The following is a 26,388-nucleotide window of genomic DNA, read 5'->3' as shown; positions in this document are numbered from 1 at the left end:
CGCCCCTCCTCTCGGACTTTCCTCGTTCAGCCCTCGTTTGCGGAAGCGCAGTGCGGCCGTAAGCCATTTCTGGGGAGATATACCGTGCAGATCTTGCGAATCGCGGAGCGCCCGAACGCCCGCCTTCTCCCGGCGCTCCTCGCCGCTGCCGTGGCCCTCGGCGTCGTCCTCGCCTCCGCCCCGGCCCACGCCGAAGATGCGGCTCCCGCCGACGAGATCGGGATCTCGGCGCAGCCCGCCAGCGACGACGGTCCCATCCGCACGCGCTTCGACTACACGATCGGCCCCGGGCAGACGTTGGAAGACGGGTACGTCATCACCAACCGCGGTACCAGCCCGCAGACGTTCACCGTGTACGCCACCGACGCCTTCAACACCGACGAGGGCGCCTTCGGCCTTCTCGACACCGGCGTGACGCCGACAGACGCCGGCTCCTGGGTCAGCTTCAGCGGTTCGCCCTCCGTGCAGGTGACCCTCCAGCCCGCGGAGACGACGACCATTCCCTTCACCGTGCGCTTGCCCGACGACGCGACGCCCGGTGATCACGCCGGCGGGATCGTGGCATCCGTCCAGTCACCCGATGGTCAGGTCATCGTCGACCGCCGACTCGGAACGCGCCTGTACGCCCGCGTTCCCGGTGACCTCCAGCCGGCGCTGACCATCGCGGGAATCTCCGCGTCGTACACGCCGAGCCTCAACCCGTTCGCGGGCGACACCACCATCACGTTCACGGTGCGCAACGCCGGAAACGTCGCTCTGGCGGGAGACCTCAAAGCAGAGGTCCGCGGACTCTTCGGTATCGGGCTCTCCGCTCCCATCGAGCAGGAGGTGTCCGAGATGCTCCCGGGCAGCACCCGCACGATCACCACGACCGTCTCGGGCGTGGGCCAGTGGGTCTACCTCAACCCCGTCGTGACGGTGTTCCCCAAGGTCGACGAGACCGCGCAGAACCCCGGACCCCTGACGAGCGTGTCGCGCGACACCGTGCTCTTCGTGGTCCCGTGGCTGCTCGTCGCGCTCATCGTGCTGGGTCTCCTGGTGTGGGGTGGCATCCGCTTCAGCCGCCGGCGCAACGACAAGCGCGCGAAGGAGTGGATGGAGTACGCCGAGGCCGAGGCGCGCCGCAAGGCCGAGTCCGAGCGCGAGCCCGTCTCCACCGGCTCGGACGCGTGAGCGCCGTGGACCGACTCGCGCCCCTCCGACGCGGGGTTCGGCGCGGCGCGGGAGCCGCTTTGCTGGCGCTGGCTCTGGTGGTCGCGCCGCTCGCGGCGGCCTCCGCGGCGGCGGCGGGCCCCCTCCAGTGCCCGACACCGTCGCCGACGGTCTCACCGACGCCGGTCAGCGGGGGAGTGGGCCTCACCGCTGTGGTCTGCGGCCCCACCTCGGCGCCCACGACGGGCACCTCGACCGGCGGCGGGTCGTCCCTGGGCGGCTCATCGAGCTTCGGTAGCAGTGGTTCCTCCGGCGCGGTCCGGGGCGGTTCGCCGGCCGGCGCCGGTGGATCGTCGTCGTCGGTGGCGCCGACGACCTCGACGGTCGCCACGCTCGCCGACAGCGTCGACCTCGGTGGCATTCTCTCGGTCGGCGGCCTGTCGACCGGGAGCACGCCGTCGATCAATCCGTTCGACGGCGTGGTGCAGGTGTGGTTCACCGTGCGCAACACGTCGACCTCGACGATCGACCTCACAACGGACTTCTGGATGGAGAACCCGCTCGGGCTGCGGATCGCGAACGTCGACGGTGTGGCCGTTCCCGGCCTGAAGCCGGGTGAGACGCGTACGGTGAGCGCTGACCTGTCCGGGGCAGGACAGTGGACGATGCTGACGACCCACGCGCGCGTGACGCCTCCGTCGCAGGTCGATGGCGTCGAGCTCGCGCCGCTCACGCGTGACGCGACCGTCTTCGTGCTGCCCTGGGCGATCGTGCTGCTCATGGTTCTCGGGGTGGCCGCCGCTGTCGCCGTTTCGCTCGTGCGCCGCGCCGGCACCGCGGCCGTGCCGCTGGCGGTGGGCGCATGACGGTCACCGAGGAGCCTGCCGTCCCGGTCAGACGGAACCCGCGTCGCGCCCCGTCCGTGCCGCGACCGCCGCGGCGTCCCCCGCGCACGAAGACGGCGCCCCCGCCATTGACCGTGACGGAGTCCGTCGTCCGCGCCGCGGTCGCCCTCGCGGCCGTGCTCACCCTGATGTTCGTGCTCAACGTCACGGTCTTCAGCCACATCCAGCACCTCGTCTCTCAGCAGCGCGTGGGAGATCAGTTCCGCGAACAGTTGCTGGCCGGAACGGCCCCCGTGAGCGAGTACACGTTCGACGACAATCTCCTGCCCGACGGGGCACCCGTCGGCATCATGGAGATCCCGAGACTGGGTCTGCACGAAGTGATCGTCGAGGGAACATCTTCCGCCGAGACCGCCCAGGGGATCGGTCACCAGCGGGACAGCATCCTTCCCGGGCAGGCGGGGGTCAGCTTCCTCCAGGCGCGCAGCGCCGCGTTCGGCGGACCGTTCTCCGGCATCCAGTCGCTGAGCCCCGGGGATGCCATCACCGTGCGCACCGGGCAGGGCCTGCAGGAGTTCTCGGTGGTGGGCGTCCGCTATGCCGGCGACCCGACACTGCCGAACCTCCGCCCGGGCGAAAGCCGCCTCGTGCTCATGACCGCGCGCGGTGCCCCCTACATCCCCACCGGCGTGGCGTACGTCGATGCGCGGCTGGTCGGTACGGCACAGCCACGCGGCGCGCGGGTGACGACGACCGCCGCTCTGCCCCCTGAGCAGCGACCGATGGCGACCGACACGACGACGGTCTGGGGCCTCGTCTTCGCCCTGCAGTTCCTGATCGCCGCCGAACTGGCCGCCGTGTGGGCGTTCCGGCGTTTCGGCGCGCAGCGGACGTGGATCGTCTTCGTCCCGGTCCTGCTCCTGGCCGGCTTCCTCGCGGCCTCGCAGGTCACGCTCCTTCTTCCCAACCTCCTCTGACTCTGAGAGGCATCCATGTCCGACGACATCACCCGCGTCATCGGGGGCACACCCGACCTGACGCCCCCCGGCCCCGTGCTGCCCGCCACCCCGGCCGCGCAGGAGGACATCACCACCGTCGTCCCGCCCGCGCCGGTCTCCGAGCCCCTTCGCCGGAACCGCGGGGGATCCGAGGCCGGATCGAGCGGCGTTCCGGTTGTCGCGGTCCAGCCGGCGCCGCACGAGGTGTTCGCCTCGCAGGCTCCACTGGCGACGCTCGAGGCGCGCAGCATCACGGCATGGTTCGGCGACCACCAGGTTCTCGACCGCGTGTCGCTCACGATGCCGGCTGGCCAGGTGACAGCGCTGATCGGGCCCTCGGGGTGCGGCAAGTCCACGTTCCTTCGCATCCTCAACCGCATGCACGAGCTGGTGCCGTCCGCCTCTCTCGCGGGTGAGGTTCTGCTCGACGGGAACGACATCTACGACCCCGTGCGCCGCCTCACCGATGCCCGCAAGGACATCGGCATGGTCTTCCAGAAGCCGAACCCGTTCCCCGCGATGTCGATCTACGACAACGTCCTCGCGGGACTCAAGCTGACCGGCGTGCGCGCGAGCCGAGACGAGAAGGACTACCTCGTCGAACGGTCGCTCACATCGGCCGGGTTGTGGAAGGAAGTCAAGGACCGCCTACGGGCCCCGGGCGGCGGACTCTCGGGCGGCCAGCAGCAGCGCCTGTGCATCGCGCGCTCCCTCGCGATCAAGCCGAAGGTGCTCCTCATGGACGAACCGTGCTCGGCACTGGACCCCACCTCCACTCGCGTCATCGAGGAGACGATGGGGGAACTCCAGCACGAGGTGACGATCGTCATCGTGACGCACAACATGCAGCAGGCGCAGCGCGTGTCTCAGCAGTGTGCGTTCTTCCTGGCATCCCAGGGGCAGCCGGGGCACATCGTCGAGCACGGTGACACCGAGGCGATGTTCGACGCCCCCGTCGACCCTCGCACGTACGACTACGTCAACGGACGCTTCGGGTAAGGGCACGGGCATGACCCTCGTGGATGACTCAACCGACGTCCTCCCGCCGATCGCGGCGCCGGAACCCGGGGAAGAGCAGGACGAGTCCTCGACGCCGATCGGGCTGATCGTGCTCCTCGTGCTCACGATTCTCGCGTTCGTGGCGGCCGCACTGTTGATCGCCGAGGCGATCACGCGGGCCGATGTCGAGCGGTCCATCGAGGACCACGTGCGCGATGACCTGTCGCTTCCGGCCACGCAGCACGTCGGCGTCAGCATCGAGGGCGCGGTGCTGCTGCAGGGGATCGTGAACCGGTACGAGACCGTGCGGGTGTCGATCCCGAACGCGCCGTTCGCTCGGAGTACCGCCGACGTCACGGCGACTCTGACAGGTGTGCACGGCGACGAGCGCGACGACTGGGACATGGAGCGGATTTCTGCGGTGTACAGCCTCGGATCGGCGCAGGCGACCGCGTTCTACATCCCCGACGACGCGCGAGGGAAGATGCAGGTCGGTTTTCGCGGGGCGGACATGACGCTCGACGCGTCGCTGACGTCCTCGGGCCGCAGTGTCCCGGTCGGCGTGGCGTTGACCCCGGCGTTCCAGAGCGGCTGGGTGAGCGTCGCCCTGGCATCCATCACGATCGGGGGCACCACCGTCACCGCCGACGACCTCCGCGCGAGGGTCGGCGACGCGGGCCTCGCCTCTCTGCAGATGCCGCCGATGTGTCTCGCCGAGAGTCTGCCGCGCGCCGTCAGCGTGCGCGAGGTGTCGGTCCGCGATCAGCACCTGCGGTTCGGGGCCGACTTCGATCTCGAGCTCCTGAAGACGCCGGAGGGGCGCCAGGCCGGCGCCTGCACCTGAGTCGCTCCAGCGGCGTCTACCGCCGCGCTCGAGCCCGCGCCCGCACGACGCCGGACAGCGTCGCGCGCACCGGCTGCCCGAGATAGATGCCGAGCGAGGCACCGACGGCGAGGGCGATGCCGACGGTCGCCGCGCCCGCGAGCGTCGTGACGCCGGCCATCAGCACCGCCGCGTCGTCGCCGGACTCCACGATCCCGAGAAGCCCGCGGAAGACCGCCGCCCCGGGCACCATCGGCAGGATCGCGGCGGTCGTGACGGCCACCGAAGGCACATGCAGCCGGTAGGCGACGGCCATGCCGAGGAAGCTCGCGAGGAAGGCGCCGACGCCGCTGGCCGCGGCCACCTCGAACCCGATCGTGGAGGCGCCGACGAAACCCACCCAGGCGAGCAGACTCAACGCTGCGCTCACCACGACGATCCGCATGCCCGCACCGTTGTAGATCGCGACCGCGATCGCGATGACCGCGGCGCCCACGAACTGCAGGGGCAGCGGCCCCAGCGGCAGCGCCGCGGACGGCGGTGACATTCCGAGCCCGAGGACGCGCACCGTCTCCAGACCCGCGAGGATGCCGAGCACCACGCCGAGCGTCTGGGTCGTGAGTTCGAGGATGCGCCCGGTCGCGGTCAGCGCGAAGCCGTCGATGGCATCCTGGGCCGCTCCGACCACGGTGAGTCCCGCGAGCATCAGGACGATCCCGGATGCCACGATCACCGACGGCCGAATGGTCTCGGCCGCGTCCAGTGCGGTGTAGCGCAGCAGCGGCGAGAGCGCCGCGACCACGGTCAGCACGAACCCGCCGGCGATCTGCGCGAAGAAGTACGGCACGCGCGCTTTCGCGAAAAGGTGCTGGGTGGTCGCGGCGAGGGCTGCCGCGACGAAGGAGAGCACCAGCGCGAGCCAGTTCGCCCCGAACATGATCGCGACTCCGAGTGCGAGTGTCGCCTGCGCCACGACGACCGCCGCGGGGCGGTACCGGAAGGGGAGCCGGCGAATGGCGCGGCATCGCGCGATCGCCGTATCCAGCTCGAGGCCGTCGGTGATCTCCGCGACCAGCGCCTGCAGGCGCTGCAGCTTGGCGTGATCGGGCACGGAGCCGCGGACCACGCGCAGCAGCGTCGTCGGGTGGGCGGCGCCCGGCAGGCTGTGCGCGATCGTGACGGAGTTGTAGGTGACGTCGACGTGGACGGGGTCGAGCCCGTAGGCGCGGCTCACTCGCACGATCGTGGCGGTCACATCGCTCGCGGACGCGCCCACGACGAGCATCGTCTCGCCGATGCGGATCGCGAGGTCGAGGATGCGCGTGGCAAGCGTCTCGTCGATCACGGCGATGAGCTGCGTCTCGGGCGCGAGGGCATCCTCGGCGTGGACGAGACGGCGCAGCGACGACAACCATCGAGCGGTGGTGGGGGGCATCCGGATCGCTCTCGGGGGGAGGGGTGGAACGCCACGATCCTAACCGCGCGACCCGGGCGGCTCCCCGCATGACGTCGGCGGCATGCGGGCCGCTCTAAGATGAACCTTCGGGCGTGGCATCCGAACGCCCCGTCGTGGCATCCCGACGCCCGTCCCTCCCGGGAGTTCCCCTTATGGCGCTGATCGTCCAGAAGTACGGCGGTTCTTCCGTCGCCGACGCCGAGAGCATCAAGCGCGTCGCCAAGCGGATCGTCGACACGCGTCGCGCCGGCCACGAGGTCGTCGTCGCGGTGAGCGCCATGGGCGACACGACCGACGAGCTGCTCGACCTCGCCGGGCAGGTCGCTCCGATCCCCGCGCCGCGTGAGCTCGACATGCTGCTCTCCAGCGGCGAGCGGATCTCGATGGCGTTGCTGGCCATGGCCATCCACTCGATGGGCTTCGAGGCGCGCTCCTTCACCGGCAGTCAGGCGGGAATGATCACGGATGCCACCCACGGCGCCGCGCGCATCGTCGACGTCACCCCCGTGCGCCTGCGTGAGGCGCTCGACGAGGGCGCGATCGTCATCGTCGCCGGCTTCCAGGGGTTCAACCGCGACACCCGCGACATCACGACCCTCGGCCGCGGCGGCTCCGACACGACGGCCGTGGCGCTCGCTGCCGCGCTGGACGCCGACGTGTGCGAGATCTACAGCGACGTCGACGGCATCTTCACCGCCGACCCGCGCGTGGTGCCGCTGGCTCGCAAGCTCGACCGGGTCTCCAGCGAAGAGATGCTCGAGCTCGCCGCCAACGGCGCGAAGGTGCTGTACATCCGCGCGGTCGAGTACGCCCGCCGCCACGGCGTCCTCATCCACGCCCGATCCACGTTCAGCTCGGGCGAGGGCACCTGGGTGCTCGACGCCTCGAAGAAGTCCCCGCTCGTCCCCGAGGGAGCCACCATGGAAGAGCCCATCGTCGCCGGTGTCGCCACCGACCTGAGCCAGGCGAAGATCACCGTCATCGGTGTGCCCGACGTCCCCGGCAAGGCCGCCGACATCTTCAAGATCGTCGCCAAGTCCGGTGCGAACGTCGACATGATCGTGCAGAACGTCTCCGCCGCCGCCACCGGCCGCACCGATATCTCGTTCACCCTGCCCAAGACCGACGCCGCGCAGGCGCTGAAGGCGCTCGCCGCCGAGCAGTCCGACGTCGGGTTCGAGAGCCTCGTGCACGACGACCAGATCGGCAAGCTGTCGGTCGTCGGTGCGGGCATGCGCACGCACTCGGGCGTCTCGGCGACCCTGTTCGAGGCGCTGAGCCTCGCCGGCGTCAACATCGAGATGATCTCGACGTCCGAGATCCGTATCTCCGTCGTCGTGCGCGGTGTCGACCTCGCCGAGGCGGCGCGCCTCGTGCACACCGCGTTCGGTCTCGACGGCGAAAACGAGGCGACCGTGCACGCCGGCACCGGCCGCTGACCCCGGACTTTTCAGCGGGTCCGCAGGTCGGCACGCTACCTTTCGCGCACCGGAGGGAGCGCGACATGGCACGCACGGGATCGATCCGCCGATCGCGGCGGTGGTGGGGGATCGGCGCAGCCGCAGCCCTGGCGGTCGTCGTCGTGCTGGGCCTGGTCTTCCAGCCCTGGCTTCTCTTCGTCGACGTGCGCGTCGACGACGCGATCCCCGAGCCGGCCACGTCGATCGCGTCGACCGTCCAGCCCACGCCGTCGGCCGCGTCCCGCATGGAGCCGGCCGAACTCGCGGTGCCCACGACTCCCGCGGGTCCCGTCGACCTCCTCGCCGGGACCTTGATCAGCCACGAGCACGAAACGACCGGGGCGGTCCGGGTGATCCAGAACCCCGACGGATCGCGGCAGCTCGCCCTCGTGGACCTCGCGACCTCGAACGGCCCCGATGTCCATGTCTGGCTGAGCGCCGGCCCCGTGGTCGAGGGCGCCGACGGGTGGTTCACCGCGGCGGGATACGACCACGTCGACCTCGGGCCGATCAAGGGCAACCTCGGCGATCAGCTCTACGACATCCCGGCCGAGGTCGATCTCTCCCTGTTCCGGACGGTCGATCTGTGGTGCGAGCGGTTCGCCGTGTCGTTCGGTGCCGCAGCCCTCGCGTGAGCAGCGCGCGGCGGCGATCCGACCGGCGTGTCGAGGGCCGCTAGAATCTGGATCTCACCCAAGAATCCCGAGGTACTTCGCATGACCCGCATCTCCGATTCCGGAATCTCGCTCGCCGTCGTCGGCGCCACCGGTCAGGTCGGCTCCGTCATGCTGGAGATCCTCGCGGAACGGTCGTTCCCGATTCGCGAGCTGCGACTGTTCGCCACCGCGCGTTCGGCGGGCACCTCGCTCGACTTCGGCGGCCACTCGATCGTGATCGAGGATGTCGCGACGGCCGATCCGTCCGGCGTCGAGGTCGCGCTGTTCTCGGCCGGCGCCACCGGCTCCCGCGCGCACGCTCCGCGCTTCGCCGAGGCGGGCGCGCTGGTGATCGACAACTCGAGCGCGTGGCGGATGGACCCCGAGGTTCCGCTCGTCGTGAGCGAGGTCAACCCGCACGCGATCGCCGAGGCGAAGAAGGGCATCGTCGCCAACCCCAACTGCACCACGATGGCCGCGATGCCCGTCCTGAAGGTGCTGGATGCCGAAGCGGGTCTCGAGCGTCTCATCGTCAGCACGTACCAAGCGGTCTCGGGCTCGGGCCTCGCCGGCGCGCAGGAACTCCTCGGCCAGGTCGAGGGCGTGCTCGCCCAGGGCGACGTCGAGCGTCTCGTCCGCGACGGCTCGGCGCTGGACTTTCCGCAGCCCGAGAAGTACATCGCCCCCATCGCCTTCGACGTCATCCCGTTCGCGGGCAACCTCGTCGACGACGGCTGGAACGAGACCGACGAAGAGAAGAAGCTGCGCAACGAGAGCCGCAAGATCCTCGAGCTGCCCGACCTGCGCGTGGCCGGCACGTGCGTTCGTGTCCCCGTCTTCACCGGGCACTCCCTCAGCATCAACGCCGAGTTCGCGCGCGACATCACGCCCGAACGCGCGCGCGAGCTGCTCGCCGATGCGCCCGGTGTCCGTCTCGAAGAGGTGCCGACGCCGTTGCAGGCCGCCGGGACCGACCCGAGCTACGTGGGTCGCATCCGCGCCGACCAGTCCGCACCCGAGGGCAAGGGCCTCGTGCTGTTCATCAGCAACGACAACCTCCGCAAGGGTGCCGCGCTGAACGCCGTGCAGATCGCCGAGCTCGTCGCACAGGGGCTTCTCGCGCACGCCTGAGTCCCGGCATCCGGATGCCGTGAGCCCCGCGTTGTCTCGACATCGAAGGGACCGATCTCTCGATGTCGAGAGACCTGCGACCGGCACCTAGAATCGACGGGTGACCGAAAACGTCGACGTTCTCCTCATCGGGGGCGGCATCATGTCCGCCACCCTCGGCACGATGCTGAAGGATCTTCAGCCCGATCTGAAGATCGCGGTGCTGGAGCGGCTGAGCGACGTGGCGCAGGAGAGCTCGAACGCGTGGAACAACGCCGGTACGGGTCACGCCGCGCTGTGCGAGCTGAACTACATGCCCGACAACCCCGACGGGCCGCTCGACCCGTCGAAGGCCGTCACGATCAACGAGCAGTTCCAGCAGAGCCGTCAGTTCTGGGCATCGCTGGTGTCCGAGGGCGTCCTCGACGAGCCCTCGACCTTCATCAACCCCACCCCGCACATGACGTTCGTCCGGGGCGAGAAGGACGTCGCCTACCTCCGCAAGCGCTACGAGGTGCTGAAGCAGCAGCCGTTGTTCGCGGGCATCGAGTACAGCGAGGACTCGCGCGTCATCAACCAGTGGGCGCCGTTGCTCATGCAGAAGCGCCGCAAGGGTGAGCCGTTCGCCGCCACCCGCGTGCCGGCGGGCACCGACGTCGACTTCGGGTCGCTCACGCGTCAGCTCTTCGCCGGGCTGGGTGAGAAGGGCGTCGAGGTCGTCACGAACCACGAGGTCAAGAAGCTCAAGAAGCTGAAAGACGGTCGCTGGCAGGTCTCGTACCGCCACACCATCGGCCACACCCCCGGCACGATCACGGCGAAGTTCGTCTTCGTCGGTGCCGGCGGCTGGGCGCTCAAGCTGCTTCAGCGATCCGGCATCGACGAGATCAAGGGCTACGGTGTCTTCCCAATCGGCGGCCAGTGGCTGAAGACCTCGAACCCCGCCATCGTCGCCCAGCACCGCGCGAAGGTGTACTCGCAGGCCTCGGTCGGCGCCCCGCCGATGTCGGTGCCGCACCTCGACACCCGCGTCGTCGACGGTGAGACCTCGCTGCTGTTCGGACCGTTCGCGACCTTCAGCCCCAAGTTCTTGAAGAACGGGTCGATGCTCGACATCGTCACCCAGGTGCGACCCCACAACCTCCTCCCGATGCTGAAGGTCGCCGTCGACAACCCCGGCCTGCTCAAGTACCTCATCAGCGAACTGCTGAAGACGCACGCGAAGAAGGTCGACAGCCTTCGCGAGTTCATGCCCACCGCCAAGGCGGAGGACTGGGAGCTGCTCGACGCCGGCCAGCGCGCCCAGGTCATGAAGCGCGACAAGGACAAGGGCGGTGTGCTGCAGTTCGGTACCGAGGTCGTCACCTCGGCCGACCACTCCATCGCCGGGCTTCTCGGCGCCTCGCCGGGCGCTTCGACCGCCGTCTCGATCATGCTCGGGCTGATCAAGACCTGCTTCCCCGAGCGCATGCCCGAGTGGGAGCCGCGTCTGCGTCAGCTCATCCCCAGCTACGGCGAGACGCTCAACACGCGTCCCGACGCGGCGCGCGCCGAACTGGATGCCACGGCGCAGGCGCTCGCGATCAACGCCTGAGTCGCTCATGGCGAAGCTGTACTTCCGCTACGGGGCGATGAACTCCGGAAAGTCGACGGCGCTGCTGCAGGCGGCGTACAACTACGAGGAGCGCGGCCAGCGAGTGCTGCTGGCCAAGCCCGAGATCGACACCAAGGGTGCCGATCAGATCGACAGCCGGCTCGGCGTCACTCGCCCGGTCGATTTCCTCGTCGGCCCCGACGACGACCTCCGGGCCGTGTTCCACCAGGCGGCGGGAAAGGCGCCCGTGGCGTGCCTGCTCGTGGACGAGGCGCAGTTCTTCACCGCCGCGCAGGTCGACGATCTCCTGCGCATCGCGGTGCTCGACGGCATCCCGGTGCTGGCGTACGGCATCCGCACCGATTTCCGCACCGAGGCGTTCCCGGGGTCGGCGCGTCTGATGGAGATCGCGCACAGCCTGGAAGAGCTCAAGACCATCTGCCGCTGCGGACGCAAGGCGATCTTCAACGCGAGACTGGTCGGCGGTCGATTCGTGTTCGACGGTGACCAGGTCGCCATCGACGAGGGGCAGATCCAGGGCGAGGTCACGTACGAGTCGATGTGCGCCGCCTGCTACCTGCGCGAGTCCGGCGGGCGGCTCGACGGTCGCTGACCCGGCCGGACGGCGAGGCCACGGCCGATAGCCTGGACTCATGCGCGTACTTCTGGCCGGCGGTGCCGGTTACATCGGAGCCCACACGGCCGTCGCCCTGCTGGAGGCCGGTCACGATGTCGTCCTGCTCGACGATCTGTCGGGCACCCACCCCGTCGCCGCGGAGCGGGTCGAGCGGATCACCGGCAAGTCGGCGCCGCTGGTGGTGGGCGATGCCGCGGATGATTCCGTCGTCACGGCCGTGTTCGACGAGTACGGTCCGATCGACGCGATCATCCACCTGGCCGCCTTCAAAGCCGTGGGGGAGTCCACGCAGAAGCCGCTGGAGTACTACTCCAACAACCTCGACACGACCTTCGCCCTCCTGCGTGTCGGCATCGCCCGTGGCATCCGCTCGTTCGTGTTCTCGAGCACGGGCACGGTGTACTCCGACCCGGCCGATCTGCCCTTCACCGAGGAGTCGACGACGAGTGTCGATCTCTCCAACGCGTACAGCAAGTCCAAGCGCATGAACGAGGTCGTCCTGGCCGACGTCGCCCGGGTGAACCCCGATCTGAACGTGACGGTGCTGCGGTACTTCAACCCGGTGGGGGCCCACCCGTCCGGTCTGATCGGCGAAGACCCCGCGGGGATCCCCAACAACCTCATGCCGTTCGTCTCGCGGGTGGCGATCGGAACCCTGGACGAGATCGGCGTCTTCGGCGACGACTACGACACCCCCGACGGCACGGGTCTCCGCGACTACATCCACGTGGTCGATCTCGCGGAGGGGCACGTGATCGCTCTCGAGCAGGCGCAGCCCGGTCACCAGATCTTCAACCTCGGCACCGGGCGACCCGTGAGCGTCCTCGAGCTCGTCTCGTCGTTCGAGAAGGCCGTCGGCCACGAGCTGCCGAAGAAGATCCTCGCCCGGCGTCCCGGCGATGTCGCGGCGACTTACTGCGATCCGACCAAGGCCGCCGAGGTGCTCGGATGGCGCACGCGTCTGACGATCGACGACGCGTGCCGCGACTACTGGAACTGGCAGACACGGAACCCGGCGGGATACGCAACCCCGTCTGAGGGCTGATCAGCGCGCGTAAGGTTGTGTGGTCAGGCCACAGAATGCGGTCTGTGGTCGACGAAGGAGACGCCGTGCCGGATTCCGAACTGCGCGCGTGGCAGGTGGTCCTCGAACGCATCGAGGGCGACCTCCGCGAGGGACGACTGGCGCCCGGCGATCGTCTGACCCCCGAGCGCGAACTGGCGTCGCAACTGGGTGTCGGCCGCTCCAGCGTGCGTGAAGCGATCCGCGTGCTCGAGGTGCTCGGCGTCGTGCGCACCGCCACGGGCTCCGGCCCCTCGGCCGGCGCGATGATCGTGACCACCCCGCGCGGAGGTCTCGCCGCGTTCCTCCGGCTCCAGGTGGCGGCCAGTGGCTTCCCCCTCGACGACGTCGTCCGCACACGCATCGTGCTGGAGGGCGACGTCGCCGAGACGCTCGCGGCCTCGGACGCCGACCTCACCGAGGTCCACGGCATCCTGGATGCCATGGATGCCGAGGCCCTGCGGCGCGAGGACTTCCTCGCGCTCGACGCCCGCTTTCATCAAGCGCTCGCGGAGGCGTCGGGCAACGCGGTGGTCGCCGCGATGATGGCGGGGCTCCGTAGTTCGATCGAGTCGTACACCCAGTCGGGAGCGGCGCTGCTGGAGGACTGGGAGTCGACGTCGGCGCGGTTGCGCGCCGAGCACCGTGCGGTCGTGGAGGCGGTGGCGGACGGAGACGCGAGCGTTGCGCGTGACCGCATCCGTGCGCACATCGCGGGCTATTCCGCGCAGGTGGCCGTCGCTCTGGGCGTGCACGCGACGAAGAGAGAGGCCGATGCCGCATGAATGAACGTCCCGCACGGCCGCCGCGGCCGCAGCACGTGCTGGAGGTCGTGTCGACCTCGAGGCTCACGCCGCACCTCGTCCGTGTGCGTGCGCGCGGAGCCGACCTCACGGCGTTCCGCGAGAGCCCGCACACCGACCGCTACGTGAAGATCACCTTCGTGAAGCCCGAGCTGGGCCTCGAGCCGCCCTACGACCTCGCGGCGCTGCGCGAGACCCTCGCGCCCGACGACCTGCCCGTGACGCGCACGTATACCGTGCGTGCGGTGGACGGCGACGAGATCTCGATCGACTTCGTCGTCCACGGCGACGAGGGACTCGCCGGCCCCTGGGCGGCCACGGCGCAGCCGGGAGACCGAATGGTGGTGTCCTCGCCCGGTGGCGGCTACGCCCCCGACCCCGAGGCATCCTGGCATCTGTTCGCCGGCGATGAGTCCGCTCTGCCGGCGATCGCCGCGGCGCTCGAAGCGCTGGGGCCCGACGCGCGCGGTGCAGCCTTCCTCGAGGTGGCCGGCGTCGGCGACGAGCTCCGGCTCGTGGCGCCCGAGAACGTCGAGATCGTGTGGCTCCACCGTGGCGAGCCCGCCGCGGGAACGTCCCGCGTGCTCGTCGACGCCGTCGCGGGCTGGACGGTACCCGACGGGCGCGGGCAGGTCTTCGCGCACGGGGAGCGCGAGGCGATGAAGGCCCTCCGCGAGGTGTTCTTCGCCGGGTGGGCGCTGGACCGGTCGCAGGTGTCGCTGTCGGGCTACTGGGCGTACGGTCGCACCGAGGACCGATTCCAGGCCGAGAAGCGCGAGCCCATCGGCAAGATCCTCTGACCCCCGGTCAGGCGCGCAGGGGCAGCGTGGGGATCAGCGCGTCGAGGTAGTCGGCGGTGTCTTCCCACCCGTGTACCGCGTGGCATTCGACGCCCATGGCGAGGACCGGGTAGTCGTTGCCGTCCGGGTCGAGACGATCGCCGACGAAGAGCATGTCGTCGAGGGGGATGCCGGTGGCGTCGGCCAGCTGACGCATGCCGTAGGCCTTGTCGATGCCGCGGTGCGTGATGTCGACCGACGTGGACCCGCCCGAGCGCACTTCGAGGTCGGGGATGCGAGCGGCGACCGCCTCGCGGAGGCTGTTCTTCTTTTCGCCGGTGGGATCCCACGCCATCTTCGCGTCGAGCGGGGCGGTCTGGCCGAGGGCGGAGAACGTGATCTGGGAACCGCGGTCCTCCAGGATGTCGCCCCATGGCTCGGCCTCCCACAGGCCGAGTCGCTCGGCCTCCTCGCGGACTGCCGTGAGCGCGCGCGTCTTCTCGTCGTCGGTGAGCGAGTGGGCGTACACGGTCTCGATGCCGTCGCTGCCGAGACGGTAGTACTGCGTTCCGCAGGTCGGCATCAGGTGCAGATGCGAGAGGAGCGAGGCATCCGCGTCGGGCAGGCGATCGACGACCTGGGACCGGAACTGCTGGAGCTGCCCGCCCGAGATGATCGCGACTTCGACGCGGTCGGCGAGGGCGAGGAGCAGATCGCCCATTCGCGGGTCGATCGCGGTCTTCGACGGGGCGAGGGTGTCGTCGAGGTCGAAGGCGACGAGACGGGGCGAGGTATCGGACACGGTGCTCCTGGGGCCGGTGAGGTCGGTATCTCGACACAGCAGAGGCTCCGCCGTAGGGGAGCCTCGCTGCGATCGGCCTCGAGCGTCCGGCGGGCGGGTGCCCGGGAGCGCGGGTCGAGACTGTTGCCATGCTAGCCGAGGCGACGAATGGTGCTTATCTCAGGTGGGAGCACATCTCTTCCCGCACCGGCGCATGGCCCCGACGGCCCGGTGGCGGATCTCACGTCCCGAGGGAAGCGCTCCGCCAGGGCACCTCTGCCACGGCGGCGACCTCGTCCTCGGTCGGGGGGACCGCCCCGGAACGACTGACGGTGATACCCGCCGCTGTGGCGGCGAAGTGGCCGATGCTCGTCAGGTCTGCTCGGTCGACGGAGCCATCGAGAACCCGTTGTTTCAGGCCCCCGCGCACGATGGCGCCGACGATGCCCGACATGTAAGCGTCACCGGCACCGATCGTGTCGGCCACCGCGGTGCGGTAGGGAGGCACCGTCACGAACCGCCCCGTCGTGTGGATATCGCTTCCCGCCGATCCGCGTGTCACGGCGACGATCGACGGTCCCTGCGCGAGCAATCGCACCGGTGCTGATGACGGGTCTTCCGGGTAGAGCCATGCGGCGTCCTCGTCGCTGAGCTTGACGACGTCCGCTCGCGCGGCGAAGCGCTCGACGAGCGCGCGGGTCTCTTCGCGTCGCGGCAGAAGCGCGGGCCGGATGTTCGGGTCGAACGTGACGAGTACGTCCCGGGGGAGGGCCTCGACGAGCTCGATGACTCCCTGCGCTCCGGGCTGTCGCAGCGCTCCGACTGAGCCGACGTGCACCACGGTGAAGCCGTCGGTGCGCGGGGGGTGATCGAAGCTCCAGGTGAGGTCGAACAGGTAGGTCGCCGAACCGTCGCTGCCGATGCGTGCCCGAGCGGTGGAGGTGGGTGCACTCCGGGTCGTGGTCTGCACCGACTCCACGTTCGCCCCGGCGAGGTGGGCGCTGATCAGTCCTCCGTACTCGTCATCGGCGAATTCGGTGGCGAAGACCACATCGACGCCGAGACGCGAAAGTCCCACGGCGACGTTGAGCGGGCTTCCGCCGACGTGGGCGTCGGACCCGTCGGCGCGGTCGACGATGTCGATCAGTGCCTCACCGATGACGAGGGCGCGGTCCGGGGGGACGGGGGCGGTCATTTCACGGGCTCCAGCCAGGTCAGGGTCGAGCCGCCGCCGACGACGTGGGGAGCGAGCGCCTCGTTGAACGCCGCGCAGTGGGGCGTGGCGATGTGCGATTGGAAGGCGTCGTCATCCACGTACTCCTCGTAGACGAAGAAGCTGTCCGGGTGCTCGGCGAGGCGGTGGGCGTCGAAGCGGATGTTGCCCGGTTCGGCCGAGACGTCGCGCCCGTAGCCCGCCAGGAGCGTGGCGACGACGTCGCCGTGGCCCTCCTCGGCGCGGAATCGGGCGTAGAGGTACTTCGCGGTCATAGGGTCTGCGCTCCCGTCATGATGGCGACCGCTTCGCTCATGGTGTGCGACGTCGGCGTGATGGTGCCGGCGCGCTTGCCCAGACGCTGGATGTGGATGCGGTCGGCCACCTCGAACACGTGGGGCATGTTGTGGCTGATGAGGATGACGGGAACGCCGCTGTCGCGCAGACGCTTGATGAGTTCGAGCACCTGGTTCGATTCGCGCACGCCCAGAGCCGCGGTGGGCTCGTCCAACACGACCACCTTCGAGCCGAACGCCGCGGCCCGGGCGACCGCCACGGCCTGGCGCTGGCCGCCCGAGAGGTTCTCGATGGGCACGGTGACGTCCTGCAGGGTCGAGATGCCCAGACGGTTGAGCTCTTCCCGGGCGTTCTTGCGCATCGTCTTGGTGTCGAGCATGCGTAGGACGGATCCGAGGGGACCCGGGCGACGGAGCTCCCGACCGAGGTACATGTTCGCCGCGACGTCGAGCGCGGGGGAGACCGCGAGCGACTGGTAGACCGTCTCGATGCCGGCATCCCGTGCGTCCTGCGGGCGGCGGAAGTGGACGGGCTGACCGTCCAGGCGCAGCTCGCCCTCGTCGGGGATCTCGGCGCCCGTGAGGCACTTGATGAGGGTCGTCTTGCCCGCGCCGTTGTCGCCGATGACGGCGAGCACTTCGCCGGCGTAGAGCTCGAGGCTCACGCCGTCCAGGCCGACGACGTGGCCGTACGTCTTGACGAGGCGCGTGGCCGAGAGGACGGGGGTCCGCGTGTCCGTTGCTGCAGTGCTCACTTGCGCACCTTCCGAATCCACTGGTCGATCGAGACTGCGACGATCACGAGGACGCCGACAGCGAGGGTCTGGTAGAGCACGTCGAGGCCGGCGAGGGCCAGGCCGTTGCGGAAGACGCCCACGATCAGGGCGCCGAGCAGCGTTCCCCACACGTTTCCACGTCCGCCGAAGAGACTGATTCCACCGATGACGACGGCGGTGATGGCGTTCAGGTTGGCATCCACGGCCGCGTTGGGGCTGGAGCCGAAGTCGCGACCGATCTGGATCCATGCGGCGATCGCGACGACCGCTCCGGCGACGATGTACACGCTCAGGAGGACGCGGTTCACTCGGATGCCGCTGAGTCGGGCAGCTTCCTTGTCGTCGCCGACGGCGTAGACGTGGCGGCCCCAGGCGGTGCGCCCGAGGACGTATGACATCGCGATGTAGAGCAGGATCATCAGGAACACGCCGAAGGTGACGTCCACGCCGATGTGGAAGGTCGTCCCCGTCCAGGTGACGATGTCGGGAAGGTCGCTGCCCTGCACGGTCGCACCGTTGGAGAGCAGCAGCGTCAGCGCCGTGAACACGCTGAGCGTGCCGAGGGTGACGATGAAGGGCGGGAGGTTCAGGCGCGTGACGAGCAGACCGTTGATGACACCGGTCAGGATGCCGGCGACGAGACCGATCACCAGGGCGAGCGGGCCGGGGATGCCGAGGCCGGCGGCGGCGTTGCCCATGACGACGGAGCTCAGCACCATCGCGGCGCCCACCGACAGATCGATGCCGGCCGTGAGGATCACCAGGGTCTGAGCGACACCGAGGGTGCCGATCACGGCGACCTGCTGGGTGATGAGGGACAGGTTCGCGGGGGCGAGGAACCGAGGGTTGATGATGCCGAAGACGATGATCGCGACGATGAGCACGATCGCGGGGCTGATGGCCGGGTAGCGGTAGAGGATGCCGCGCAACCGCTGCAGCGGGGTCTGGCGGGCGAGGAATTCGTCGGCCAGGTGCAGGGCGGAGGTGGGCGGCGCGGTCTGGGGGGCGGTGGTGCGTGAATCTGACATGACGGTCTTCCCGGTCGCAGGAGGGAGGTCGGGGGCGCGCCTCGCGGCGCGCCCCCGGGTGGTCACTTGCCCCAGCAGGTGCTGGTGGCGTCGGAGGAGGTGATGCTGTCCACGCCCGTCTGCGGCTGGTCGGTGACGAGCTGCTGACCGGTGCTGAAGAAGTCCAGACCGTCGGTGGGCTTGGGTGCCTCGCCGCCGCGGGCGATGTCGGCGATCGCCTCCATGCCGAGCGAGGCCATCTTCGAGGGGTACTGCTGTGCCGTGGCGCCGATGATGCCGTCCTTGATGTAGCCGACACCGGTGCAGCCGCCGTCGACCGAGACGATGATGACGTCCTTCTCCTTACCGGCGGCCTTCAGCGCCTGGTAGGCGCCGTAGGCGGCGGGCTCGTTGATCGTGTAGACGACGTTGATGTTCGGGTCCTTCGAGAGCAGCGTCTCCATCGCGGAGCGGCCGCCGTCCTCGGCGCCCTGCGTGGCCTGGTGGCCGGCGATGGTGTACTGGCCGCCCTTGCCGCCGGTGTAGGAGCCGGATGCCGCCTCCGACCCGTTCTTGCTCGGGTCGGGCACGGTGATCCCAAGGCCCTTGAGGAAGCCCTGGTCGCGAGCGGTGTCGACCGTGACGATCTGGTCGCTGAACAGATCGAGCATCGCGATGTTGGCCTGCTTGCCGTCGAGCTTTTCTGCCGTCCACTTGCCGATCAGTTCGCCGGCGGCGAAGTTGTCGGTGGCGAAGGTGATGTCTACCGAGTCGGCCGGGTCGGGAACGGTGTCGAGGGCGATGACGTAGAGCCCCGCCTTGCGGGCCTTCTCGATCTCGTTGATGACCGCGGGGCCGTTCGGGGTGATCAGGATGCCCTTGTCGCCGCGAGAGATGGCGTTCTCGATCGCCTGGATCTGGCTGTCCGTGTCGCCGTCCTTCTTGCCGGCGGCGAGGGTGAGCTTGACGTTCGCCTTCTCGGCGTCGGCCTTGGCGGCATCCTCCATCGACACGAAGAAGGGATTGCTCGTCGTCTTGACGATGAGGGTGACACCGACCTGCTCATCGGCTCCCGCGGTGGCTGCGGGAGCGGCGGAGCCGGCGGGCGAACAGGCGGTGAGGGAGAGGGCGGTGATCGTCGCGAGGGATGCCGCGAGGGCGAGGGTGCGGCGAGACTTCATGTGCAGAGGCATGGTGGGAGTCCTTCAAGGTCGCTGGTTGCGTCTTCGAAACCGTGCTGACAACGGTGTCAGGAACAGGTGTAGCGCAGCGACCGATAGAGTGCAAGAACGAAATTCTCAAGCGAGCCCGGAGTTATGACACCGTTATCATCCACGTCGGGCGGCCGCGGAGCGTCCATCACCATTCGCGACGTCGCTCGGCACGCCGGCGTGGGGATCAAGACGGTCTCACGGGTCGTCAACAACGAACCGAATGTCGCCAGCGCCACGGCCGCGCGTGTGCGCGCGTCGATCGCGGAGCTGAAATGGGAGCCCGACGCGCACGCCGCGAACCTCCGGCGCACCCTCACCCGCACGCGGTCTCTCGGCGTCCTGCTCGGAAGCGTCGCCAACCCGTTCTCGGCGACGATCCACCGCGCCATCGAAGACATCGCCGTTCACCGCGACGTCGCCGTTTTTGCGTCGAGCCTCGACGACGAGCCGGAGCGAGAACTGGCCGCGATCAGCGCTTTCGTGCGCCGCAAGGTCGACGGTCTGATCCTGACGTGCGTGGCGCCCAGCCAGGCGTACCTGCACGATCTTGTTCCCCAGAGCATGCCGATCGTCTTCGTCGACCGGCAGCCGTCGGACTATGCGGCTGATGTGGTGCACTCCGACAACGTCGGTGGCGCACGCCTGGCCACACGGCACGTGCTGGGGTTCGGGCATCACTCCGTCGCCCTGCTTCTGGACCGGCGCGACATCTGGACCGCGCGCGAGCGCGAGCAGGGTTTCCGTGAAGCGATCGCCGAGTTCGGGCTCGATGCCTCGTCGGTGGTCGTCGTGGCCGACCTTTCGGACGCCGCGGCGGCCGAGCGCGCCGTGATGTCGCTGATGGGCCGTCCCGTGCCGCCGACGGCGATCGTCAGCGCTCAGAACCTCATCACCATCGGCGCGCTGCACGCGCTGCGCCGTCTCGGTCGTCACCGTGACGTCGCGCTGATCGGGTTCGACGATGTCGATCTCGCCGACCTCATGGATCCGGGGGTCAGCGTGGTTGCGCAACGGCCGCAAGAACTCGGGGCCGAGGCGGCGCGGTTCCTCTTCGAATCGCTGGACGCCGGCGAACGTCTCGCGCCACGCAGGCAGGTCGTGCCTGTCGACCTCATTGCACGCGGCTCGGGGGAGATCCGGCCACCGCTGCGCACGCCCTGACGGCGCTCGCTGCGGAAGCTCTCCACTCGTCGGCGCGAACGACGAAGCCCCGGCAGATCCTCAGATCTACCGGGGCTTTCTGGTCGGGGTGACAGGATTTGAACCTGCGGCCTCGTCGTCCCGAACGACGCGCGCTACCAAGCTGCGCCACACCCCGTGGCCAACCCGAATAGTCTACCCCGTCCGTGACCGTGCTCCGAACCGGGGTGGCGGGCGGGCGCGTCGCGGAGGGTGCGGTGAGCACCTCGCGCCCGCCCGACGAAATTTGGTTCCGGTTTCGGGCCTATGGCATTCAGATGCGGGTCAGTATGCGACGTCGCGCCAGGACGATGGCCGCGACACCGGCGGCGACCGCAGCCGCTCCGACGCTTCCGCCCGCCGCGAGCCCCGCAGAGGAGACGCCCGTCGCCGCTAGGGGAGTGGTCGGTGGCTGCGCCGCCGGAGGCGGTGCGAGAGTCGGCGAGGTCGTCGGTGTCGGAGTCGGCACCGGTGGGGCCGGGGGCTGCACGACCTGCTGGGTCTGTGCGGGCGTCGCGAACTTCTCGATCCACCGGTATCGAGTCGGCAGATGAGGGAGCGTCTCGGCATCCTGGTCGGCGAGCTCGATGCGCCACACGGCGGTGTAGACGCCCGGGCCCGGGAGCGGATCCGTGGTGCTCGTGGTGTACGTGCCGGGCCCCGTGGCCGGGTCGGTCGTCAGCTCGAGGCGCGCGACGGGTTCGAGCCCCGCGGGGATCTCGCGTGACTCAGCGGGATATGCGCCCGTGCGGTACACATCGGCACGCGCCCGAAGCCGGACGAATGTCCCGTCGGTGTGCCGCGGCCAGATGCCCTCGCCGGGGGCGAACGACACGTCGTCGACGAAGCGTCCGCCTTCCAGTCGAGCCACCGTCTGGATGCGCGGGGAGAACCGCACGGCGCGCGGGGTCGCGTCCTGGGCGGTGAGATCGAAGCGTGCGGGTTCGGCAGGGCCCGCAGACTCCTGTTGCCCGGGTGTGGTGAAGTAGCGGACGGCAGCCGCTCGAACGGTGAAAGCGCCCCGGGCGCGAACCGTGTACGGGCGACCGTCGGAACCTGACGGCGGGGAAGCCAGGATGGGGTAGGCCATCCCCGGCGTCACCGAGGTGCGATCGGAGGATCCCGTGTCGGCGAAGACCGCGCCGTCCAGGTGCAGGCCGCCGGTCGCGTCCGGGTCCACGTCCGCGGCGACGCTCCCGCGCGTGGGATCGTCGGGGTCTGTGGTGAGCTGGAGAGTCCCCCCGATTCGAGGGACGCGGATCGTTGCCGCTTCGGCCAGATAGCGTTCGGCGCGGTCTTGGATCGCCGCGCTGTTCTCCGGACTGGCCCGGCGCATGATGTAGTCGATCGCTTCCCGGAAGGAGTCGCCCTCGTAGCCCCACGAATGCAACGTGGTATCGCGATCGACGATGGCCTTTACCGCCCAGCCGACGCCGGCCGCCTGCACCGGATCGTCGGTCTGCCCGTAGGTCGTCACGAGATAGTTGATCGACACGAGCTGTTGCGGACTCAGCCCGTTGGCATCCGCACGGATTCCCTGATCGGTCGTTGTTCCCGTCGCGAGGGGCAACCCGGGGTGGATGCAATAGGTTTGCTGGTCGCCGACGCGCATGGACCCGTGCCATCCGGTCATCGAGAGTGGCGCCCAGGTTCCGAACCCCACCCCGCGGTCAGCGGCGTGGGCGGGCGCGGCCACGAGGGTGGGGCCGCAAACGAGTCCGGCGGCGGCGAGGGCGAGGGCGAGAGCCGTCAGCGGGAGGCGGCGCCGTCGCGGTGGGGGATGGTGCATCGAGAGTCCCTTCGGTCGAGGAGCCTCGATCATGCGATTTCTCGGCATGCAATAGAATCGCGAAAGGGCCGATCCGTGAATGGATCGGCCCTTTCGTCGACGGGGGAGGAAGGGTCAGCGCGGCAGGAGCGTGAGCAGCGTCGCCTCGGGTCGGCAGGCGAACCGCACCGGCGAGTAGATGGAGTGCCCGAGCCCCGCGCTGACGTTCAGCGGTACCGTCCGGCCGTCGTGGCTCCACTGGCTGAGGCCTCGGGCCTGGTCGAGCGGGAGGTCGCAGTTCGACACGAGCGCCTTCCGGCTGAAAGGCACGCGCACCTGTCCGCCGTGCGTGTGACCGGCCAGCAGCACGTCGGCACCCAGATCGACGAAACGGTCGAGCGTTCGTCGGTACGGCGCGTGCATCACGCCGAGGGTGAGGTCGGCGGCATCCAGGCCCGAAAGTACCGGGGGGATGAGCTCGGGCTTGTCCCAGTTGCGATGCGCGTCGTTCACACCGAAGGCGGTGACCCGCACGCCCTTCACATCGACTGAGACGGCGGTGTCGTCGAGGATGTTCCAGCCGAGGTCGTCGGTGAAGAAGCGGTCGAGAGCGTCGACGTCGAGATGCTTGTGCTCGGGCTGGCTGCCGGAGGGGCCGGTGAGATAGCGCAGCGGGTTTCGGGGCGAGGGCTCCTGGTAGTCGTTCGATCCGTGCACCACGATTCCCGGGACGCCGCGCAGCGGCGCGAACGCTCGACGGATGCCGGTCAGGCCGTCGCGGTGGCCCAGGTTGTCGCCGGTGTTGACGATCAGGTCAGGCGAGAGCTCGACGAGCCGCTCCATCCATTCCTGCTTGCGGTGCTGCCACGGAGCCATATGCGCGTCGGAGACGTGCAGCACGCGCACCGCGTCGGAGCCGCGCGGGAGAACGCGCAGAGCGTGATACCGGACGGTGAACAGGTACCGCTCGACGCCGACACCCCACACCGCGGCGCCGACCGCGGCCGCCCCCGCTACCGCGACGGGGGCGAGGGCGGCCTTGGCGACGGGTCCCGTCACGACGGGCAGTCCTTCGCGACGACGTCGAACACGACGGTCGTGTTCTTGTTGGCGGGCGTGTTGCCGGCGGGGTTCTGGCTCGTCACCTGACCCTCGGGCGGGGCGGAGCCTTCCTTCTTGCAGTTGCCGATCGCCACGTTTCCGTACCCGGCGTTGAGCATCGCGGCACGCGCCGTGTTCACGTTCTGCCCGGTCACGTCCGGAACCGTTCCGCCCAGGCCGTTCCCCGGGGAGATCGTGATGGTGGCGCCCACGGGGGCCTGCCCGCTCGGGTTCTGCGCGGCCACGCGGTCTCCGCCGAACTCGGCGTCGACCGGCTCTCCGACGGTCACGCCGAACCCGGCGTTCCTCAGCGCGGACTGCGCGTCATCGAGGCTGCGACCCACGACGTTGGGCACGTCGCGCAGCTGCACCCGCAAGAGGTTCTGGGCGGGATCGGGGAAGCGGTCGCCGCCGTAGAACTCGTCCGCCGCGCTTTGCACCTGCCGCGCCACCGCGTAACGCATGTCGCTCAGCTGATACCCGTTGGCGTACTTGCGGAACAGGGTCTCCTGGCCGCCATCCCAGTTGCCGACCCAGACCGCGGTGGTCACGTTGGTGGACGACTCGATCATCCACGTCTCGTGGGCTTCGTGCGTACCGGTCTTGCCGAGGAGGGGAGTACCGTCCTGGGGGTTCGCCGTGGCGCCCGTTCCGCCGCTGGCCATGACTCCCTGAAGGGCGTAGGCGGCGGTGGAGGCGATCTCGGGCGTGAGGACCGGCTCGCACTTGCGGTCGGGAATCGGGCGCTCCGCGCCGTCGGAGTCGGTCACCTTGTCGATCAGCTTCGGCTGGCAGTGCGACCCGCCGTTCGCGACGGTGGCGAAGGCTCCCGCCATATCCAGGGGCGAGACGTTGTCGCTACCGATGATCTCGTTGGCGTTCTCCATCGTGATCGGTTTGCCGTTACCGGTGGTGCCGACGCCCATTTTCTTCGCGACGTTCGCGATGTCGCAGAGGTCGAGCTGCGCGGCCATGGCGAGATAGCCCGTGTTCAGCGACTCCTTCGTGAATCGCAAGGGGGTGCCGTAGTAGCCCGGATTGTCGTCGAAGTTTTGGATCTGGTACCGGGTGGTGTTGACCCAGGGACCCGTGCACGAGTTCTTCATGTTGGGCACCGGCTGCAGGCGCCCGTTCAACTGCTCGTTGAGGGAGTGGCCCTTCTCGAGCCAATCGACCAGGGTGAAGAGCTTGAAGGTCGATCCCGCGCTGAAGCCGATCGAGCCGCCGATCTCGCTGTTGCCGGCGAACACGATCGAGCTGTAGGACGGATCGTTTTCGGACTGCGTCGGATCCTCCGGGAATCTCGTGTTCTGCGCGACAGCCAGAACACGCCCCGTCTTCGCTTCGATGCTGAGCGCGGTCGACCCGAGCTTCAGCCTGTCGTCGCTGGCCGGCACGATCTCGTTCATGGCGTTCTGGGCCGCGTCCTGCATCCGCAGGTCGAGCGTCGTCTGGATGGTGAGACCGTCCTGCCGCAAGGCCTGGACGCGGTCGTCCGGCTCCGTGCCGAATGCAGGGTCACTCAGGATCGTGGCCACGACGAGCTGGCAGAAATAGGGAGCCCCCGAGACCGCGCACCCCTGTGAGGTCGACGAGATGTTGGGCGTGATCGGTTCGAGCGCGTACTGGACGAACTGCTCGTGGGTGATCTTGCCGTCGTCTTCCATTCGGCTGAGGACATACAGCTGACGGCCCTTGGTCTCGCTGTAGCCGTCGGCGGCCGCCACCAGCTGCTCCTGCGTGATCTCACCGTTGTCGCGCAGCGTGTAGAGCGCCTGAATCGTGCCCTGGTCGACATCGTCGATGGAGCCATCGGGCTGCTTGTTGTACGCGACGCCGTCGCCGTCGACGATCGAGCCGTCGGGGAGGTCGATGCGGAACCGGTTGGGGTTCTGCACCATGCCGGCGAGCACGGCGGCCTGGCCGATGTTCAGGTCGGCGGCCGAAACGTTGAAGTAGCGCTTCGCCGCGGCGTCGATGCCGTACGTCACGCCACCGAAGTTGGCGATGTTGAGGTAGCCGAGGAGGATCTCGTCCTTGGTGTACTGCTTCTCGAGCTGCACCGCGTAGCGCATCTCCTGCAGTTTGCGCTGGTAGCCCTCGACGCCGTCGGCCTGGATCGCTTCGAGCGCGCACTTCTGCAGCGCCTCGTCGCGCGTCATCGCGGGAATTGCGGGCGTCGTGTCGGTCGCCTCGACGGCATCTGTGGCGCGCGCGCTGCGCTCGCACCGCTGCACGAGCACGTTCTTGACGTACTGCTGGCTGATCGAGGATCCGCCCTGGGTCTCGCCGCCAGCCGCGTTGCTGAGCAGCGCGCGCGTGGTGCCGATGAGGTCGACGCCGCCGTGCTGGTAGTAGCGGGGGTCTTCCGACGAGAGCACCGCGTCGTACATCACCGGGTTGATCTGGTCGAACGTGACGGGCGAGCGGTTCTGGTCGTAGAACTTCGTGAGGACCTGGTCGCCGGCCATGAGCGTCGTCGGCAGCATCAGCTTGTCGGGCTGCAGGTAGCTCGGCATGTTGTCGAAGATCGTGATTGCGCTCGACGCGGCCAGGCCCGAAACGGCGATAGCCGGGGTCACTGCCGCGGTCACGAGGACACCGGCGGCCGCGCTCAGACCGACGAGGCCGACGATGCCCCCGAGGGCGCGGCTGGCCGTACGTTTGTTCTCAGGCAT

At 69.2% G+C, this 26,388-nt stretch carries 24 protein-coding genes and 1 tRNA gene; 14 read left to right on the top strand and 11 right to left on the bottom strand.

Annotated elements, in window-relative coordinates; genetic code table 11:
• The first annotated feature begins 84 nt into the window (after positions 1–84).
• From ABC271_RS12575 to ABC271_RS12555, 5 genes are all read left to right on the top strand, one after another.
• On the top strand, positions 85–1,173 hold the full coding sequence (locus ABC271_RS12575) for a WxL protein peptidoglycan domain-containing protein (protein ID WP_412925183.1): 1,089 nt from the start codon (positions 85–87) through the stop codon (positions 1,171–1,173).
• A complete protein-coding gene (locus ABC271_RS12570; protein ID WP_412925182.1) occupies positions 1,170–2,018 on the top strand; it encodes a hypothetical protein in 849 nt (282 codons plus the stop codon). The genes ABC271_RS12575 and ABC271_RS12570 overlap by 4 nt, the downstream gene beginning before the upstream one ends.
• Before the next feature lie 113 nt (positions 2,019–2,131).
• Positions 2,132–2,974 (top strand): sortase, encoded by an 843-nt coding sequence (locus ABC271_RS12565; RefSeq protein ID WP_412925181.1) that lies wholly within the window; start codon positions 2,132–2,134, stop codon positions 2,972–2,974.
• A 246-nt stretch (positions 2,975–3,220) separates the two neighbouring features.
• Positions 3,221–3,994, top strand: a complete 774-nt coding sequence (locus ABC271_RS12560; RefSeq protein WP_412926161.1) for a phosphate ABC transporter ATP-binding protein — start codon at positions 3,221–3,223, stop codon at positions 3,992–3,994.
• Between the two features lie 10 nt (positions 3,995–4,004).
• Positions 4,005–4,838, top strand: a complete 834-nt coding sequence (locus ABC271_RS12555; protein ID WP_412925180.1) for a hypothetical protein — start codon at positions 4,005–4,007, stop codon at positions 4,836–4,838.
• Between the two features lie 16 nt (positions 4,839–4,854).
• On the opposite strand, the gene ABC271_RS12550 is transcribed toward ABC271_RS12555, so the two are convergent.
• The gene (locus tag ABC271_RS12550) at positions 4,855–6,252 is read right to left on the bottom strand and encodes a threonine/serine exporter family protein (RefSeq protein ID WP_412925179.1); all 1,398 of its coding nucleotides are present in this window, start codon (positions 6,250–6,252) and stop codon (positions 4,855–4,857) included.
• A 173-nt stretch (positions 6,253–6,425) separates the two neighbouring features.
• Between ABC271_RS12550 and ABC271_RS12545 the strand changes: the two genes are divergently transcribed.
• The 8 genes from ABC271_RS12545 (at position 6,426) to ABC271_RS12510 (ending at position 14,396) form a co-directional block, all read left to right on the top strand.
• Positions 6,426–7,712: an aspartate kinase gene (locus ABC271_RS12545; protein ID WP_412926160.1), complete on the top strand. Its 1,287-nt coding sequence runs from the start codon at positions 6,426–6,428 to the stop codon at positions 7,710–7,712.
• 65 nt (positions 7,713–7,777) lie between these two features.
• Positions 7,778–8,368 (top strand): DM13 domain-containing protein, encoded by a 591-nt coding sequence (locus tag ABC271_RS12540; protein WP_412925178.1) that lies wholly within the window; start codon positions 7,778–7,780, stop codon positions 8,366–8,368.
• Positions 8,369–8,449: 81 nt separating this feature from the next.
• Positions 8,450–9,520, top strand: a complete 1,071-nt coding sequence (locus ABC271_RS12535) for an aspartate-semialdehyde dehydrogenase (RefSeq protein ID WP_412925177.1) — start codon at positions 8,450–8,452, stop codon at positions 9,518–9,520.
• Between the two features lie 100 nt (positions 9,521–9,620).
• Entirely contained in the window at positions 9,621–11,093 is a 1,473-nt protein-coding gene (locus ABC271_RS12530) for a malate:quinone oxidoreductase (protein ID WP_412925176.1), read from the top strand.
• Between the two features lie 7 nt (positions 11,094–11,100).
• A complete protein-coding gene (locus ABC271_RS12525; RefSeq protein WP_412925175.1) occupies positions 11,101–11,706 on the top strand; it encodes a thymidine kinase in 606 nt (201 codons plus the stop codon).
• A 40-nt stretch (positions 11,707–11,746) separates the two neighbouring features.
• Positions 11,747–12,775, top strand: a complete 1,029-nt coding sequence (galE, locus tag ABC271_RS12520; RefSeq protein WP_412925174.1) for a UDP-glucose 4-epimerase GalE — start codon at positions 11,747–11,749, stop codon at positions 12,773–12,775.
• A gap of 65 nt (positions 12,776–12,840) precedes the next feature.
• Entirely contained in the window at positions 12,841–13,578 is a 738-nt protein-coding gene (locus ABC271_RS12515; RefSeq protein WP_412925173.1) for a FadR/GntR family transcriptional regulator, read from the top strand.
• Positions 13,575–14,396 carry a siderophore-interacting protein gene (locus tag ABC271_RS12510; RefSeq protein WP_412925172.1) on the top strand — a complete coding sequence of 274 codons (822 nt, stop codon included), beginning with the start codon at positions 13,575–13,577 and terminating at the stop codon, positions 14,394–14,396. Before ABC271_RS12515 ends, ABC271_RS12510 begins: the two co-directional genes overlap by 4 nt.
• A 7-nt stretch (positions 14,397–14,403) precedes the next feature.
• On the opposite strand, the gene ABC271_RS12505 is transcribed toward ABC271_RS12510, so the two are convergent.
• The 6 genes from ABC271_RS12505 to ABC271_RS12480 form a co-directional block, all read right to left on the bottom strand.
• On the bottom strand, positions 14,404–15,177 hold the full coding sequence (locus tag ABC271_RS12505; protein ID WP_412925171.1) for an HAD-IIB family hydrolase: 774 nt from the start codon (positions 15,175–15,177) through the stop codon (positions 14,404–14,406).
• Between the two features lie 220 nt (positions 15,178–15,397).
• Positions 15,398–16,351, bottom strand: a complete 954-nt coding sequence (locus ABC271_RS12500) for a carbohydrate kinase family protein (protein ID WP_412925170.1) — start codon at positions 16,349–16,351, stop codon at positions 15,398–15,400.
• Complete coding sequence (locus tag ABC271_RS12495; protein ID WP_412925169.1) at positions 16,348–16,644, bottom strand: putative quinol monooxygenase; 297 nt, start codon at positions 16,642–16,644, stop codon at positions 16,348–16,350. Before ABC271_RS12495 ends, ABC271_RS12500 begins: the two co-directional genes overlap by 4 nt.
• Entirely contained in the window at positions 16,641–17,420 is a 780-nt protein-coding gene (locus ABC271_RS12490) for an ATP-binding cassette domain-containing protein (RefSeq protein WP_412925168.1), read from the bottom strand. The genes ABC271_RS12495 and ABC271_RS12490 overlap by 4 nt, the downstream gene beginning before the upstream one ends.
• On the bottom strand, positions 17,417–18,469 hold the full coding sequence (locus ABC271_RS12485) for an ABC transporter permease (RefSeq protein ID WP_412925167.1): 1,053 nt from the start codon (positions 18,467–18,469) through the stop codon (positions 17,417–17,419). Before ABC271_RS12485 ends, ABC271_RS12490 begins: the two co-directional genes overlap by 4 nt.
• Before the next feature lie 62 nt (positions 18,470–18,531).
• The gene (locus ABC271_RS12480; protein ID WP_412925166.1) at positions 18,532–19,641 is read right to left on the bottom strand and encodes a substrate-binding domain-containing protein; all 1,110 of its coding nucleotides are present in this window, start codon (positions 19,639–19,641) and stop codon (positions 18,532–18,534) included.
• A gap of 123 nt (positions 19,642–19,764) precedes the next feature.
• Between ABC271_RS12480 and ABC271_RS12475 the strand changes: the two genes are divergently transcribed.
• Complete coding sequence (locus ABC271_RS12475; RefSeq protein WP_412925165.1) at positions 19,765–20,823, top strand: LacI family DNA-binding transcriptional regulator; 1,059 nt, start codon at positions 19,765–19,767, stop codon at positions 20,821–20,823.
• Between the two features lie 80 nt (positions 20,824–20,903).
• Here ABC271_RS12475 and ABC271_RS12470 read toward each other — a convergent pair.
• The 4 genes from ABC271_RS12470 to ABC271_RS12455 all read right to left on the bottom strand — a co-directional run bounded on the left by ABC271_RS12470 (position 20,904) and on the right by ABC271_RS12455 (position 26,388).
• Positions 20,904–20,980: transfer RNA gene (locus ABC271_RS12470), tRNA-Pro, on the bottom strand.
• Positions 20,981–21,115: 135 nt separating this feature from the next.
• Positions 21,116–22,663, bottom strand: a complete 1,548-nt coding sequence (locus ABC271_RS12465) for a hypothetical protein (RefSeq protein WP_412925164.1) — start codon at positions 22,661–22,663, stop codon at positions 21,116–21,118.
• An 81-nt stretch (positions 22,664–22,744) separates the two neighbouring features.
• Entirely contained in the window at positions 22,745–23,668 is a 924-nt protein-coding gene (locus ABC271_RS12460) for a metallophosphoesterase (protein ID WP_412925163.1), read from the bottom strand.
• Positions 23,665–26,388 carry a transglycosylase domain-containing protein gene (locus tag ABC271_RS12455; RefSeq protein WP_412925162.1) on the bottom strand — a complete coding sequence of 908 codons (2,724 nt, stop codon included), beginning with the start codon at positions 26,386–26,388 and terminating at the stop codon, positions 23,665–23,667. Before ABC271_RS12455 ends, ABC271_RS12460 begins: the two co-directional genes overlap by 4 nt.

Source organism: Microbacterium canaveralium (assembly GCF_047238045.1).
GTDB lineage: Bacteria > Actinomycetota > Actinomycetes > Actinomycetales > Microbacteriaceae > Microbacterium.
This window is presented reverse-complemented; position numbering and strand designations above follow the sequence as displayed.

Excerpts from the sequence above, each read along its gene's own strand:
- ABC271_RS12555 (WP_412925180.1), top strand. The coding sequence starts at position 4,005 with ATGACCCTCGTGGATGACTCAACCGACGTCCTCCCGCCGATCGCGGCG.
- ABC271_RS12550 (WP_412925179.1), bottom strand. The coding sequence starts at position 6,252 with ATGCCCCCCACCACCGCTCGATGGTTGTCGTCGCTGCGCCGTCTCGTC.
- ABC271_RS12545 (WP_412926160.1), top strand. The coding sequence starts at position 6,426 with ATGGCGCTGATCGTCCAGAAGTACGGCGGTTCTTCCGTCGCCGACGCC.
- ABC271_RS12540 (WP_412925178.1), top strand. The coding sequence starts at position 7,778 with ATGGCACGCACGGGATCGATCCGCCGATCGCGGCGGTGGTGGGGGATC.
- ABC271_RS12535 (WP_412925177.1), top strand. The coding sequence starts at position 8,450 with ATGACCCGCATCTCCGATTCCGGAATCTCGCTCGCCGTCGTCGGCGCC.
- ABC271_RS12525 (WP_412925175.1), top strand. The coding sequence starts at position 11,101 with ATGGCGAAGCTGTACTTCCGCTACGGGGCGATGAACTCCGGAAAGTCG.
- galE (WP_412925174.1), top strand. The coding sequence starts at position 11,747 with ATGCGCGTACTTCTGGCCGGCGGTGCCGGTTACATCGGAGCCCACACG.
- ABC271_RS12510 (WP_412925172.1), top strand. The coding sequence starts at position 13,575 with ATGAATGAACGTCCCGCACGGCCGCCGCGGCCGCAGCACGTGCTGGAG.
- ABC271_RS12500 (WP_412925170.1), bottom strand. The coding sequence starts at position 16,351 with ATGACCGCCCCCGTCCCCCCGGACCGCGCCCTCGTCATCGGTGAGGCA.
- ABC271_RS12495 (WP_412925169.1), bottom strand. The coding sequence starts at position 16,644 with ATGACCGCGAAGTACCTCTACGCCCGATTCCGCGCCGAGGAGGGCCAC.
- ABC271_RS12485 (WP_412925167.1), bottom strand. The coding sequence starts at position 18,469 with ATGTCAGATTCACGCACCACCGCCCCCCAGACCGCGCCGCCCACCTCC.
- ABC271_RS12480 (WP_412925166.1), bottom strand. The coding sequence starts at position 19,641 with ATGCCTCTGCACATGAAGTCTCGCCGCACCCTCGCCCTCGCGGCATCC.
- ABC271_RS12475 (WP_412925165.1), top strand. The coding sequence starts at position 19,765 with ATGACACCGTTATCATCCACGTCGGGCGGCCGCGGAGCGTCCATCACC.
- ABC271_RS12465 (WP_412925164.1), bottom strand. The coding sequence starts at position 22,663 with ATGATCGAGGCTCCTCGACCGAAGGGACTCTCGATGCACCATCCCCCA.
- ABC271_RS12455 (WP_412925162.1), bottom strand. The coding sequence starts at position 26,388 with ATGCCTGAGAACAAACGTACGGCCAGCCGCGCCCTCGGGGGCATCGTC.